The sequence below is a fragment of the Streptococcus oralis genome, assembly GCF_003943395.1.
GTDB lineage: Bacteria > Bacillota > Bacilli > Lactobacillales > Streptococcaceae > Streptococcus > Streptococcus oralis_BF.
Genome location: NZ_RJPJ01000008.1, coordinates 1 through 14,873, shown reverse-complemented (window position 1 = coordinate 14,873; position 14,873 = coordinate 1). Strand labels below are relative to the sequence as shown.

General features: G+C 40.0%; 11 protein-coding genes. All 11 read left to right on the top strand.

Going from position 1 to position 14,873, the window contains the following annotated elements:
* The first annotated feature begins 2 nt into the window (after positions 1 to 2).
* Positions 3 to 1,598, top strand: coding sequence for an accessory Sec system protein Asp1 (asp1, locus tag D8802_RS06985; protein WP_125395299.1), 1,596 nt, complete (start codon positions 3 to 5; stop codon positions 1,596 to 1,598).
* Positions 1,585 to 3,177: an accessory Sec system protein Asp2 gene (asp2, locus tag D8802_RS06980; RefSeq protein WP_125395298.1), complete on the top strand. Its 1,593-nt coding sequence runs from the start codon at positions 1,585 to 1,587 to the stop codon at positions 3,175 to 3,177. The genes asp1 and asp2 overlap by 14 nt, the downstream gene beginning before the upstream one ends.
* Positions 3,174 to 4,208 (top strand): accessory Sec system protein Asp3, encoded by a 1,035-nt coding sequence (asp3, locus tag D8802_RS06975; RefSeq protein ID WP_125395297.1) that lies wholly within the window; start codon positions 3,174 to 3,176, stop codon positions 4,206 to 4,208. Before asp2 ends, asp3 begins: the two co-directional genes overlap by 4 nt.
* The gene (gene secA2, locus D8802_RS06970) at positions 4,198 to 6,585 is read left to right on the top strand and encodes an accessory Sec system translocase SecA2 (protein WP_125395296.1); all 2,388 of its coding nucleotides are present in this window, start codon (positions 4,198 to 4,200) and stop codon (positions 6,583 to 6,585) included. The genes asp3 and secA2 overlap by 11 nt, the downstream gene beginning before the upstream one ends.
* Before the next feature lie 72 nt (positions 6,586 to 6,657).
* The gene (locus D8802_RS06965) at positions 6,658 to 8,832 is read left to right on the top strand and encodes a hypothetical protein (protein WP_125395295.1); all 2,175 of its coding nucleotides are present in this window, start codon (positions 6,658 to 6,660) and stop codon (positions 8,830 to 8,832) included.
* Positions 8,833 to 8,901: 69 nt separating this feature from the next.
* Positions 8,902 to 10,077, top strand: a complete 1,176-nt coding sequence (locus D8802_RS06960; RefSeq protein WP_125395294.1) for a family 1 glycosylhydrolase — start codon at positions 8,902 to 8,904, stop codon at positions 10,075 to 10,077.
* A gap of 280 nt (positions 10,078 to 10,357) precedes the next feature.
* Positions 10,358 to 11,041, top strand: coding sequence for a hypothetical protein (locus tag D8802_RS06955; protein ID WP_125395293.1), 684 nt, complete (start codon positions 10,358 to 10,360; stop codon positions 11,039 to 11,041).
* Between the two features lie 14 nt (positions 11,042 to 11,055).
* On the top strand, positions 11,056 to 12,585 hold the full coding sequence (gtfA, locus tag D8802_RS06950; protein WP_125395292.1) for an accessory Sec system glycosyltransferase GtfA: 1,530 nt from the start codon (positions 11,056 to 11,058) through the stop codon (positions 12,583 to 12,585).
* Between the two features lie 27 nt (positions 12,586 to 12,612).
* Positions 12,613 to 13,941 (top strand): accessory Sec system glycosylation chaperone GtfB, encoded by a 1,329-nt coding sequence (gtfB, locus tag D8802_RS06945; RefSeq protein ID WP_125395291.1) that lies wholly within the window; start codon positions 12,613 to 12,615, stop codon positions 13,939 to 13,941.
* Between the two features lie 70 nt (positions 13,942 to 14,011).
* Positions 14,012 to 14,188, top strand: a complete 177-nt coding sequence (locus D8802_RS06940) for an XRE family transcriptional regulator (RefSeq protein ID WP_125395290.1) — start codon at positions 14,012 to 14,014, stop codon at positions 14,186 to 14,188.
* 461 nt (positions 14,189 to 14,649) lie between these two features.
* A partial coding sequence (locus D8802_RS06935; RefSeq protein WP_142999276.1) for a KxYKxGKxW signal peptide domain-containing protein occupies positions 14,650 to 14,873 on the top strand: 224 nt, incomplete at its 3' end.

Below are 14,873 nucleotides of genomic sequence, written 5' to 3'. Positions count from 1 at the left end.
AAATGTTTTACTTTGTACCATCTTGGTATCAACAAGATCGGAAATGGTATTCGACCACTCTGCCTTTCTATTACATGCCTAAAAATATGATGTTTGATGATGTGGTGAATTTGTTGCGCATGTTTCAACAGTCAGGAGAAGACAATAAAGCTCTGATTTTGAATTATTCACCCCACGTCCGAACTTTCTTTTATCAACAAAGAATACTGTCAGAGGCCATGTGGAATCTCTTTGATACCATACAAGGTTTGACAGATACGCCTGTGAGAAAAATTTGTTTGGCTGATTTAAAATGGCCACAGGGAGTGGAATTCTTTTATACTCCTTTCCTTGTAGATGCTTATTTAAATCAGGAGCATTATGCTCGGATTAACTTTACAAAAACGGGCAATCTTTTTGACATCACCTACTACGATAGTGGACAGATTAATTATCAGCTAATCTTTGATGACCGTGGGTTTGTCTCAAGCATTATCTATTTTGAAAATGATCAGCCTTATTATCAGGATTACTTAAATCTGCAAGGTGTATGGCAATTCAGAGAATTTTTGACGACGGATAATCATCAGGTGATTATCAATCCTGAAGCTCAAGAACAATTTGCCAAAGAAGTTTATCGTGACATTGAAGAATTGGTTAGTGAAAAACTGGCTCAGTATTTAACCTCTGTTTTGACCAAGGATGATACCATTGTTGTTTCAGCAGATGTTCAGCACAATCATTTTTTCCAAAAATTTAAGGAAGAATACAATGTGATCTTGTCATTTTTTGGTGAGCGGTATCCGATGGTTGAGACAGATCGTCTGCTAGCTGATTTAGAAGGTACACCTTTCTTTGTCGTAGATAGCCTCAATAAAATTGATAAAATTGAAAATGATGTGGATTTAGAACAGTTGCCAGGCTATTATGAAATTCCACCCTATGATACTCATCTGAACTTAGGGCATAGTCAAAGAAAAAAGGAATTGATTATCTATGTCAACTACGACAATTTACCAGAGGATCAGATCCAATATGTCTTCACGACCTTGTTTGACCTGATGCTAAAACATGAGTGGATTGACCTACTCATCGGGACACAGAATCAGGATTATGGTAGAGAGGCTTATGTGAGACAAGTCATTGAAGGGTATTTAGCGCTCAATCCAGAGTATGAGTCCAATTTGATTTTTGTTGAAAAGAATAAAATGGCCATGGGGTCAGATCCGACCTTGAGTGAAGATGAAATCCTGAGAGAACGACTTGATATCGCAACCATTCATAGTGATACGGATTTGGCAAAAGCACTGAAATATGTTCGGATCATTCTTGACTTGGGAAGTCCAGCTGATGTGCTGACTCAAATCGCAGGGATTAGTGGGGGAATTCCTCAGGTCAACTTATACAGTTCTTCTTATGTGAAACATGGAGAAAATGGCTGGATTCTGGAGGATATCTCCCAGTTCATCGATGCGCTCATGTATTATCTCACAGATTTGGAGCATTGGAATAAGTCCTTAGTGCACTCAGTCAAGAAGATTGAGCAGTATACAAGGGGAGAAATTGTTGAGATGTGGAAGAATACTATAAAGGAATTAAAAGAAAATGAAGAAAATTAGTGTTCTACAAATTGCTGATAAAAACTGGCAGGAACAATATGAAATTCCTAGTAATATAAAATGGACCTATGTTAAACCAGAAGATGTTATATCTCTCTTGCCTGAAGATATTGGAATTCTAAATAAACGTGACGAGTCGGATACAGGTAAGAACAAGGATAAGAAGCAAAACAAAAATGCTGTAAAACCCTTTGAGGTGGTCTTAGTAGATACCGAGGAGCATTTAGATTATGTCACAGTTTTGGATAGCATGATTCAGGTCTACCGCTTGTTTTACCACGAGCGTTGTAAGATTACCACACAGACCTTGGAGCGTTTTCTTGCGCGGAAGAAGGCGGTGAAAACTACTTTTGAAGATCCAGAACAGATGCTTCATATCTTTTCACGTGGTTTCTTCACTAAACAGAGTGGAACGAAACTAAGTGTCAATGAGTTGATTGTTAATCCTTCGTTTGCAGGTCAGGTTGACTATGAAGGCACTAACTACCTTCGTTTGTGTGGTCAGTATGGTGAGGACTATCAGACTATTGCGACCTATCAATACAATGTTTATTTGAGATCAGATGTTCCAACAGATTTGTGGCCAGAGTTTAGAGTTTCTGAAGGATGCTCGCTCCGCTATGTTATCAAGGGCTACCCACTTACAGATGCTCCTATGCAGGAGTGGGTTTACGATGAAACGAATTTTGACAAGTCCTTGGTTCTGGATGTTAATGAAACTTACTATTTGAGTGTTAGTATCCAAGCAAAAGGGCAAGGAATTGTCAAAATCGGCCCCTGCCACTATCGAGACTCTCACTTAGGATATGGAGACTTGTTGGTCGGGGGGAAACGTATTGTTGATAAAAACAGAGAGGAACTGATTTATTTCTTCCATCCGGGAGATTTGAAACCACCTCTTAACGTCTATTTTTCAGGTTATCGTCCAGCAGAAGGATTTGAGGGATACTGGATTATGAACAAGCTAGGTTCCCCTTTCTTGTTGATTGGTGATCCACGTTCTGAAGGGGGGGCTTTCTATCTTGGCTCAGAAGAGCTAGAGCAGAAGGTCGTTCAGGTTATCCATGATTGTTTGGATGAATTAGGGTTTACAACTGATCAGCTCAACCTATCTGGGTTATCAATGGGAACCTTCGGTGCTCTGTATTATGCCTCTAAATTGGAGCCTCATGCAGTCATAGTCGGAAAACCCTTGGTTAATTTGGGAGATGTGGCTGAAAACGAGTCAACTATTCGTCCAGGTGGCTTTCCGACCTCCTTCGATTTAGTTTATCGATTGACAGGGAAGCTATCGGATGAAGGAACGGCACAACTAAATGAACGCTTCTGGAGTTCCTTTGAGGCGGCTGATTTTTCAAAGACCAAGTTTATCATGTCCTATATGTATCAGGATGACTATGATATGACAGCCTACCCGGACATGCTAGAGGAACTAGGACAACGGGATTACCGTGTGAGTATCATTAGTAAAGGCTTGACTGGACGACACAATGATGATACAACAGGTATTGTTGAATGGTTCTTTAACCAATATAAAACACTATTAATGAATAGTTTTGAAAGGGAGTTTAAATCGTGAGATACGAGGAAGAAGTCTATTTTGCTTATTGGGATATGCAAAGTGTATCTCAGTATCTATACGGTTCATCTGTCAAGTTGTTAGACGGTGGTTATGTTTTGTATGAAAACCAGTTCATGCCTTCGGGGACAGTCATTCATGAATGGCATTCTCAAGCAAATTATCAGGCGATGCGCAATACAAACCAACTACCTGAACTGAAACGTGGTCAAAATTACATTTTTGGCAGTTACATTGAAACGCTACCTGAAAATTCAACCTATATAAAGATTGAATTTAAGGATGCCCGAGATGAGGAAATCTCCAATCAAATCATTAAACAAGATGAACGCTTGAGTGTTTGCATTCCTGATAACACCCATCATTATAAAATTCAATTAGCAAGTTCGGGTTGCCATCGTTTCTTGTTTGAAGGTATTTATATTGCTGAAGAAGGTGTGGCAGACTATACAGTAGATCGTTATTGGATTTCAGACCTGCTTTATAAAGATGTTGAGAAAGATACTGTTTATGTTTGCTTTACTGAACCTGATCTCAATCGGACAGGCTACATCCTTGAAAATGTCCGTAAACATTTTTCAAATCTATTAATAGTAAATTCGTCTTATAAGGAAGCTCTCTTGTATATGGAAAAAGATTTTCATGAGACCTTGCTTAAAAGGATTGAAAGCCTATCACAAGAATATTTTTTTGAAAAAGTTGTCTTTGTTGGTTATGGTGCGATTTCAAATATCGCAGCCTTACTTTACTCCAAACAATTTGAAAATTCTTATGCTTTGGTGACAGATAAATTCTTACCAGAGTTGGATTATCAGCGTTTACTAGAGCGTCACCGCCAGCGGGTGAACTGTCCTGTTTTTAAGGAATTGTTATTGCATAGGTTTAATCCGACTAGAGTACGAGAATATGCAAATTCCAAGGCTAGGCCACGGGAACTAGCCAATATTGACTATTTATTAGACCAGTCATTTTTACTTCAAGAAATCGACTTGGAGAAAACTGAAGAGTGGATGAGAGAAAATGAAACCTAAAAAATTAAATTTGGTCAACTCCTATAAATTAAGGCGTTACGAAAAAATCTTAGATAAGGTCAACAAGCTATCCGACAAGTATGCGGCTATGACAGACGAAGAACTGCAATCCAAAACAAAATGGTTTAAAGACCGTCTTTCTGGAGGAGAAAGTTTGCAGGATATTTTACCTGAAGCATATGCAACCATTCGTGAAGCAGCCAAGCGGAAATTGGGTCTCTATCCGTACGATGTTCAAATCTTAGGTGCTTTGGTCATGCAAGATAATCAAATTGCCGAGATGAGAACGGGGGAAGGAAAGACCTTGACAGCTATTCTTCCCTTATATCTGAATGCCTTGACGGGCAATAGTGCGATTCTGGTTACAGCTAATGACTACTTAGCGTTGCGTGATGCCAAACAGATGAAACCAGTATTTAATTTCTTAGGAATGACAATTGGAGTTGGTGTTTCAGAAAATCCAGCAAAAAGGCTTAAAGTTCCAGAAAAGCAACGAGTATATAAAAATGATATCGTTTATACAACGCATAGTGCTCTAGGATTTGACTATCTAGAAGAAAATTTGGCGACATCCAAGTCAAAGAAATTCTTACCAAAATTCTATTTCTGTTTGGTTGACGAGGTGGATGCTGCCTTGCTAGATAGTGCCCAAATGCCTCTGATTATTTCAGGTTCGCCACGGGTTCAGTCCAATCTATTTGTGACTTGTGATGAATTTGTCAAGACCTTAAAAGAGGGAGAAGATTTTAATTTGGACTCTACTCGGACTTCCGTATGGCTGACGAGAAAAGGAGTAAAAGAAGCAGAAATTTATTTCCGTGTTCAAAATGTTTATGATCCAAACAATCACCAACTGATTCGTCAAATCAATCTAGCTTTAAGAGCTAATCATCTATTCGAGAAAGACCGTAAGTACACAGTTGAAAACGGTGAAGTCAAGCTAATGGATGAAGCAACAGGGCGTCTCTTGCAAGGAAATAAACTCCAATCGGGATTGCATCAAGCTTTGGAAGCTAGAGAGCGTGTCAAGATTTCGTTGGAAACACGCTCGATGGCTTCTATTACCTATCAGAACTTGTTTAAAATGTTTCCTAAATTAGCGGGAATGACTGGTACTGGTAGAGTCTGTGCAGATGAATTTAGGGAAGTTTACGATCTGGGTGTCGTGGTTGTACCCACTAGAAAACCAAATCAACGGATTGATTATCCAGATGAGATTTATCTCACGATTCCGCAAAAACTGTATGCATCATTAGAGTATATCAAAGCCCTTCATAGCAAGGGACAACCTGTCTTGATTGCGACGGGATCTGTAGGAATGTCAGAAATCTATTCTATGCTCTTACTCCGAGAAGGAATCGCCCATAACGTCTTGAATGCTCACAATGCGGCGAAAGAAGCAGAAATGATCGCTCAGGCTGGTAGACGTTTTGCTGTAACTGTGGCAACCTCTATGGCAGGTCGTGGAACGGATATCATCCTAGAAAAAGGAGTTGCTGAACTAGGAGGACTTGCAGTCGTTGGAACAGAGAGAATGGCCAGCGAGCGGGTTGACTTACAGCTCCGTGGTCGTGCGGGTCGCCAAGGTGCGCCAGGGCTAAGTAAATTCTTTGTATCCTTAGAAGATGACTTGATTACAAAATCTGGAAGTAAATGGATTAACGATTACTACCAAAGAGAAATTACTAAGCCAGAGGACAAACAGAAAACGCGCTTGACGTCTTTCCGTATTAAGTATGAGGTCGAAGAAGCCCAGAAAAACAGCGATAATTCTGGAGCTGCTTCAAGACGTTCAACAGAGCAGTATGATGAAAGTATTCGTATTCAACGGCAGATTATTTACAGTAAGCGAAATAAGATTATCGCACATCCAGATTTTACTTTGGATTATTTCTTATCTGTTTTATCAGATGCCATGGATGATTACACGAAGAAAAATCCATTTAAAGAGCAGGCAGACTTGTACCGTTTTGTTTTGGATAACATTAGTTATTACTGTGAGGATATTCCAGCAGATTTAGATGTAACAGATCTACAACAAGTTAAAAAGTTTTTATCTAGCCTTCTTATTGCAGAGTACCAGAATAAGAAGGAAAGAATTCAGGATCCAGAAATATTTGACCAATTCCAACGCATCGTGGTTTTAAGAGCAATTGATGATTGCTGGGTTGAGCAGGTTGACTATTTACAACAATTCCAAAGTTTAGTTGTTAGTCAAGGATATGCTCAAAAAAATCCTGTATTTGAGTTTCACAAAGAAGCTTTTGAATCATATAAAAAAATGAATGCAGATATGAATCTCAACATTGTAAAAAATATGGCGCTTAGTTATATTGATATTAATCACAAAGGGGAATTGGAAGTCTTTTTTGGCTAATATTTTGACAGATTGGGCTCCAGGCTTTATAATGGTAGTAATCTAACAGTATTCGGGAGAAAAAATCATAATATGAGCAAAAATAAAAAAGAAGAGTTATCAAGCTTTCAACGCTTCGTATCAAAGTTCAAGCGATTGGTTGAAGAAAATGATAACGACAATCGTTCGGATGGAACCAGATCAAAGCCTACTAGCAGAAAAATGAGAGAACAGCAACAAATCGTAATGAAAGCTACTGAGGACTTTGAATTGCCAGTAGAATCTGTTTCTGTCATGGAAGTTTTGGAAGCTTTTCAGGAGCAAAATAGTTTGGGTATGGCTGATTTGATAAAAAATGTTAGTCAAAGTTTGTCAACCAGCGCACTTTCTTCGCTTAGTACTTCTGTTGCAGAATCTTACAGTGAGTCTTACAGTCAGAGTATTTCTGAAAAAGGAAGTTCCCTGCGTAAGTCCATGTCAAATGACAACTCACTCAGTGCTTCTCGTTCAGAGTCAGAGTCTCTTTCTCAGAGTGCCAGTATTTCTGTATCAGAGGAAATAACAACCCACTCAGTTAAAGGATCTATCAACCAAGACAGTCTTGCTCCTGCATCTGTGAGTACGAGTTCTTTCTTAAGTGAGATTAGTGAATCCACCCAAGAATCTGCTGAAATTTCATCTAGTCAAACTAGTTCAGAGTTAGTGTCAAATAGCCAAATTACTGAAGAAGCTGCTGTTCAAAGTGAGAGTATTTCTGAATTTGAAGCAGAATCCTTGACCTCTAGCATCAGCCACTCAACAAGTGAATCTCTGAGTGCTTCAGAGTCTGAATCCATGAGTACTAGCTTCTTAGCAAGTGAATCTCTTGGTGCTTCAGTGTCCGAATCCATGAGTACTAGTCTCTCAGCAAGTGAATCTCTGAGTGCCTCAGAATCCGATTCCATGAGTACTAGTCTCTCAACCAGTGAATCTCTAAGCGAAATAGTTAGTCTTTCGGACAGTAAATCTTTAAGTGAGTTGGAGTCTAGCTCTTTGAGTGAAACTGAGTCCTTGAGCAAATCAGAGTCCTTGAGTCGCGCTAAATCTTTAGCTTTGAGTGAGTCCATTTCCCATCTTTTCTCTGAATCAGAGTCAATTCGTGCAAGTCAGAGAGAGTCGGAGTCTCTTAGTTATAGTTTGTCCTTGTCAGAGTATTTTGAGCAAAGTCTGAGCGTACGTAAATCTGAGTCAGTGTCTGAAAGTAAGAGTACAAGTCTTTTCCACTCTCTTAGTGAGTCGGAGTCCATCTCTATCAGTGCATTAGAATCAAAATCCCTAAGCAAGAGTGCGAGTCTTTCTGAGTCTAAGTCTCTGAGCGAATCGGAATCAGCCTCTTTAAGTGAAAGTCACAGCCATTCCCAATCCCAATCACTATCTATCAGCGAATCGGAATCAAGATCCCTAAGCAAAAGTGCAAGTCTTTCTGAGTCTAAGTCTCTGAGCGAATCGGAATCAGTCTCTTTAAGTGAAAGTCACAGCCAATCCCAATCACTATCTATTAGTGAATCTGAATCAAAATCCCTAAGCAAGACTGCGAGTCTTTCTGAGTCTAAGTCTCTGAGCGAATCGGAATCAGCCTCTTTAAGTGAAAGTCACAGCCATTCCCAATCCCAATCACTATCTATCAGCGAATCGGAATCAGTCTCTCTAAGTGAAAGTCAAAGTTATTCTCAATCTCTCTCTATCAGTGAATCGGAATCAAAATCCCTAAGCAAGAGTGCGAGTCTTTCTGAGTCTAAGTCTCTGAGCGAATCGGAATCAGTCTCTTTAAGTGAAAGTCAGAGTCTTTTCCAATCGGAGTCTATCGCCTATAGTGACCATAGCGTATCCGAGACTGCTTATAGTGTACACACAGAACATTTATCAAAACCACTCGAAACAGATGTGGATCAATCAATTCAAAAAGAAAAATTGCCAGAAACCATGATTGCAGAAAGTGGCAAGATTTCAGTAGGAGAACGGCTATCTCAATTCAATATCCTTGCTGGACAAGCGGAAGCTAGAATGAGAGCAGAAGAGTCGGTCTCAGACGCAGGTTTGCAACATGCTTTTGACTATCTTGCACGATCTTCCAAAAATTCTAAGACTGCAGATTCGAAAAAAGCGGAACAGCCATTCCACCGATTGCTAAGATCAGGTTCACAATCCATCACTCGTGACTTTAAAAATGTTGCCAATGAATTGTCAAGCTTGGCTACCATCACTCAAAATAAGGAAGAGAAATGGTAATTCAAAAGAGTATTCGATTTTGCAATCATCACAAGAAAATATACCAAAAATAAATAAAAAGGAGTCACCATGATTAGAAATATTATATCAAATAGTGGGAAAGGTTTAGGAACTACAGATGTCCTTCCAGTTAGTGAATTTCGCGGGGAAGTGATGAATGGAGAAATTGACTACAAAACAGTTCCGCTAGGAGCCTATGATTTGCTAGGACAATCTGCCCTAGTGAGTCCGAAAAATTATATCGAAGATCTAGATTTGATCCAATCCATGGGCTTTAACGCCTATCGCATTTCCATTTCTTGGGCTCGTATTTTCCCAAGTGGAGAAGAGTTGCAACCAAATGAAGCAGGTTTGAAGTACTATGAAAGTATCATTGATGAAGTTCTGAAAAAAGATATTGAACCGATTGTCACACTCAGTCACTTTGATGTTCCTCTCAAACTATATGAAAAGTATGGTGCTTGGAAAAGTCGCAAGATGATTGAACTTTTTGAGCGCTACGCAGAAGCTGTTTTCCAATATTTCAAAGATAAAGTAAAATTTTGGATTACTTTCAACGAATTCAATATTTTACACCACCTACCATTTTTGGGCGGAGGGCTATTGATTGAAAATGGTGACAACCGTGACCAGTTGATTTGGCAAGCAGCTCATTACCAATTAGTTGCCTCTGCTCGTGCAATCAAGATTGGAAAAGCAATCAATCCGGAATTCCAATTTGGAGGCATGCTCGTAGTCAGCCAAAATTATAGTCAGCAAACAGACAATGCTATTGATGCCATGGAAGCAGAAGTTAAGAATCGTGAAAACTATCTCTTTACGGATGTGCAAGTTCGTGGTTACTACCCAAACCATTTCTTGCGCCGTTTGGAGCGTGAACAGATCGCCTTGGATATCGAAAATGATGACCTCTTTGTCTTGAGAGATGGCAAGGTTGATTTTGTAAGCTTCAGTTACTATACATCAAGCAACTCTCAGGAAGTCTTTATCAACAAATACGCAAAAGACGATGTAAATCGAAATCCAATTGATCCTGTAGGTCTTCGTCTCGTCATGAATAATCTTTATGACCGTTACCAAAAACCACTCTTTGTCGTAGAAGATGGACTTGTACTAGATGATCCAAACAGCACAGCGACAGAAGAATTAAAAGTAAATATTCAAGAGATTGTGAAGACGGTTGAATACGATGGTGTTGAACTTCTTGGTTACACACCTCTTAGCTGGGTAGAACTTGATTTTTAAAATAGAAGGATCCATGCTTGAGTTTCTATATTTCTAATCTTGAATGGTGATTCAGATAGTCACTTTTTATGAACAAGCCTGAAGGAGTTCTTGGTACATCCTGTCAGGCTTTTTTCTTAGAAAAAACGAATATGTCGCCTTGGTGGAACGATTCCTGTGTCCTTTTATAAAATACGAATATTTCGCGAGAAGCTTTATAAAATAATGGTAATACGTGTTATTTTATGCTACAATGAGTAATGTGGTGTATATTAGATAAATAAAGAATAGAGGGAGTAAAATGAGACTGAAAAAAACATTGTTCGGTAACTATCGTGCCAAGGAAGTCGAAGCCTGTATCGAATCCTTGGAGGAGGGATTTGATCGTGAGATTCAGAAAAAGAATGAAAAAATCGACTCTCTTCGTAAAAAAATTGACTCTATGAAGAATCAAGAAAAAGAAATCGGTGAAGCGGTTGTCTATGCAAAATCACTTGTTATTGAAGCTCACGAAAAGGCTGAAAAAGAAGCTAAAGAAGTGCTAGAAAAGGCTCAAAAAGATTATTTAGATACACGAGAATCCATTCTTGAAGAAATCGACACCCTGACGAAAAAACGGATCGAAGCCGAAAAACTCTATAATCTACAAAAAGAGAAAATCAAAGAGATTATCAGTCGCATTGATAACCTTCTTGACACGGACGACTCAGATATCAGAGTGGGCAATGCCGAAAAAGAAGCTCAGAAGTTGTGGAAAGAGATTGAACTGCCGAAACAAGAGGTCAAAGAGGAAGAAATCCAAGGGCTTAAAAAGAAACCTGCTGACATGGAGAAACCTCTGGCTAAAACGGGAACGGATAGTACCGTTTCTGTCAGCTATATCTCGTCTCGCATGAGATCCAAGAAAAAAGAAGAGGATTCAGACGAGAAAAAAGGAAAAAGCATAAAGCGCCTTTCTAGAATTAAACAGGACAACTTTTTATAAGAGGAATATGATTTATGACGATTTATAATATCAATTTGGGAATTGGCTGGGCGAGCAGTGGTGTAGAGTATGCGCAGATCTATCGTGCCAAATTGCTTCGCAGTGTGGGATTAGAGGCGAAATTCATCTTTATGGATTTTATTTCAGCTGACAATATTGAACATTTAACCAAGAATATTGGCTTTGAGGATTCTGAAATAATCTGGCTTTATCAGTATTTTACGGATGTCAAGATTGCTCCAACGACCTACACATTGGCGCAGGTTTTAGAAAGTTTTGACGAAGAACCAGTTGAAATCATCCGCAATGATGACAATAAAACCATCCGTGTTATCTTTGAGAACGATGATTTTGTGACTTGTTATGCCTGTGATATGGACAAGGAGTTGATTGAGCGAGCAGAGATTGTTTCACGTGGTTGCTTGATCCAAAAAGAATATTACACTTATACTAAAAACTTTATCGAATACTACAGTCCTGTGGACGGACGTGCTCGGCTATATCAACGCACTTGGCTCAATGAAGATGGTAGCACGGCTTATGAAGAAATCATCGATGAGGTAGATGGCAAGCAAGAAACCCAAGTTTATCGCTTCCCAGACCATGTTTTCTACTCCAAGCAAGAATTTGTTGCGCACTTCATGAGATGTTTAGCCTTGACGGACAAAGACTTGCTGATTTTGGATAGAGAGACAGATATCGGTCAACCTATCTTTGCCAATAAAGGGGATGCAAAACTAGTCGTTATCGTCCATGCAGATCACTTCAGTGAAAATCCTGCGGAAACCGACTATATCCTATGGAACAACTACTACGAGTACCAGTTTGAATACGCAGCAGATGTGGACTATATCATCAACTCGACTGACGCTCAGACAGAATTGCTCAAAGAACAGTTTGCTAAATACACAGACATCAAACCCAAAGAGATTTTGACCATTCCTGTGGGGAGCTTGGACAAGCTGCGTCATCCAGAAGGTGAGCGCAAGCCATTTAGCTTAATCACAGCTTCGCGCTTGGCTAGCGAAAAGCATATTGACTGGCTAGTTCACGCAGTAGTTAAAGCGCATGAACAACTACCAGAGATTACTTTCGATATCTATGGCACAGGCGGAGAAAGAGCCATGCTGGAGCAGTTGATTCGTGAACTTCATGCAGAAGACTATATCCATTTGATGGGGCATCATCACATGGCTGAGGTTTACAAAAACTACTCTGCCTACCTAGCTGCTTCAACTAGCGAAGGATTTGGTTTGACCCTGTTAGAAGCAGTTGGCTCTGGTCTACCAATCATCGGTTTTGATGTTCGTTATGGGAATCCAACCTTTATCCGTGATGGAGAAAATGGTTACCTGATCCCTGAGGCGCGTCCAAATGATTTGGATGCGATGACGACAGAGTATGCAGAAAAGATTGTTCAACTATTTACGCAGCATTCTCAAGACGATTTATCTCGTGTCTCTTATGAGGTCGCAGAACCATACCTTGATGAACACATCGCCCAACGTTGGTACGATCTAGTTCAATCTGCTCAGACTAAGTAGGATTCAGAAAAGAAAGGCATAAACGTTATGATTTGTTTATTTGAACGCTATGATCAAGAAAGTTTTGATTTGTTACGTTCACTAAAAACGGCTGGACTCGATTGTCCTGTTGTTGTTGTCCAAGACGATGGCTATCTTGCACCAGATGTAGAGTCACCTTATAGTTATTTCACAGGTGATCTTGATGTAACAGAAGGTCGTGCCATCTACTTTAACTTGGTTCCAAAGCCTCATCTCTGGGAGATTCGCTCTAGCAACTCTAACGGTGAAATCTTGGATATGGGCAAGAAACGTGCGAATATCTTCTATCGTCATCCAACCCATGAAAGACGTGTCCGTGCTGTCGAATGGCTAGATGAAGAGGGCAAGGTTCGAGCGGCAGATATTTACAATCGCAAGGGCCGTCTCTTTGCTCAGATATCTTACGACCAGAACGAACGTGCGACCCACACACGCTACTTTGATCAAAATAATGTGACCGTGATCATGGAAAACCATCTGACAGAGGATATTATTTTGACAGTAGAAGGGAAGCGCCATATCTTCAAGTCCAAAGAAGAATTTGTAATCTTTTATCTTCAGTACCGTGGCTATGATACCGATCGGATCATCTACAATTCCCTAGCAACGCCATTCTTGGTCGCAGTTAGATTGACTCCGAAAAATGCTCCTGCTGATGATATCCTCTTCTGGCAAGAACCTATCAGAGATGATCTACCAGGCAATATGAAAGTTGCCATACAGAACCCTGAACGCAATATCCGTATCGCTGTGCAAGACAAGCAAGTCTACGACAAGATTTGCAGCATTATCACACCAGAAGAGCAAGCCTATTTCCAAAATGTGGGCTACCTCTATCACTACAAACGTCTTAACAATATGAAGCCAGAAGCCTTGATTTTGACCAATAGTGACCAACTGGAGCAAATCGAGCCCCTCTTGACGCAACTGCCAAATGTGCATTTCCACATTGGAGCGATCACAGAGATGTCCAGTCATTTGATGGAGTTGAACCGCTATGCCAATGTCTCACTCTATCCAAATATTCGCCCTTCTCAGGTCGATGAACTCTTTGCTCGTTGCGACCTCTATCTGGATATTAACATCAGCGACGAAATCCTCGACGCTTGTCGGACGGCCTTTGAGAACAACATCCTGCTTCTCGGCTTTGATACTACTTGCCATACCCAGCGTTTCATGGCACCAAACCATATCTATCCAGTGGAGCAAGTGTCAGCAATGGTTGGCAAGATTCAAGGCGTTCTTTCGCATCCATCTGAGATGGAGGCGGCCCTTGCTAAGCAAAAACAAGCAGCCAATCAGGCTAGCTTGGAGCAATACAAGGCTATTTTGTAACCATATCAGATTAGGACTTGTTTTCGTTGAAAGCAAGTCCGTTTGTACCATTTAGAAAAGGAGGAGAGAGATGGCGGATAAGGAAAATGGAATCCTGCAAGAACACATACAAAAAAAGCTCGATGACCGTCAAAAACCTGTTAAAAGAGAAAAGCAAGAATTTAATATCATTATCGTTTTGGGTGGCATTCTCTTTCTCGTGACCCTGCTAGTCACGCTCATCATGCAGCTGAGAGGCTCCTTTTAGCCTAGGTGCAGCTTAGAGAAATCACCTCCTGTCATCTTTGACAGTTAGAAACAGCATTTGCTGGCAAATGCCCAAATTTAGAAGGGGACTAAATCGGTCCTCTTCTTTTTGTGTTTTATATAATAATATGCGTTTATTCACCTCTTTGTAGCTCTTGATTGGTTGGAAAATTCGCAACAATGCAAACGTTTACTCCTTTGGTATTTAAACAAGTAAAAAAAAAGTAAATAGTTGAAATAGAAGACAATTTTTGATAAAATGTCTAGTGGAGTATACCAGACTGAAGTGACAGGTATATTCCACTTGGGATATGTTTTTCTCGGGGGACTAGTGGGGGACTGAAACTGACTGCGGTTGCCTGCCAGCTTTGCTTTGAGAATGACAGTGCACTTTTATCGCCCTTTGTTAATGATCATGAGGTTAACAAAGAGGAGGATTTTTTCAAAAAAGAAAGGAATAAAATGTTTCGAAGTAAAAAATTTAACAAAGATTTCGAGATCGTAGATGAGAAAAAGCGCTACAAGCTTTACAAGTCGGGTAAAAACTGGGTGAAAGCCTCGAATTCCCAACTAGATCTCTTTCGTATCGGTGGGATGGGAGAAGTTGTTTCGACAAGCCTATCCGACACTGAAGAACTTGACCACGCTCATCTCAATGTCAACACGCTTGCGGGTATAGGGGCCAT

Coding starts and splice junctions, on each gene's coding strand:
- D8802_RS06960 (WP_125395294.1), top strand. CDS start 8,902: ATGATTAGAAATATTATATCAAATAGTGGGAAAGGTTTAGGAACTACA.
- D8802_RS06955 (WP_125395293.1), top strand. CDS start 10,358: ATGAGACTGAAAAAAACATTGTTCGGTAACTATCGTGCCAAGGAAGTC.
- asp1 (WP_125395299.1), top strand. CDS start 3: ATGTTTTACTTTGTACCATCTTGGTATCAACAAGATCGGAAATGGTAT.
- gtfA (WP_125395292.1), top strand. CDS start 11,056: ATGACGATTTATAATATCAATTTGGGAATTGGCTGGGCGAGCAGTGGT.
- D8802_RS06940 (WP_125395290.1), top strand. CDS start 14,012: ATGGCGGATAAGGAAAATGGAATCCTGCAAGAACACATACAAAAAAAG.
- asp2 (WP_125395298.1), top strand. CDS start 1,585: ATGAAGAAAATTAGTGTTCTACAAATTGCTGATAAAAACTGGCAGGAA.
- D8802_RS06965 (WP_125395295.1), top strand. CDS start 6,658: ATGAGCAAAAATAAAAAAGAAGAGTTATCAAGCTTTCAACGCTTCGTA.
- gtfB (WP_125395291.1), top strand. CDS start 12,613: ATGATTTGTTTATTTGAACGCTATGATCAAGAAAGTTTTGATTTGTTA.
- secA2 (WP_125395296.1), top strand. CDS start 4,198: ATGAAACCTAAAAAATTAAATTTGGTCAACTCCTATAAATTAAGGCGT.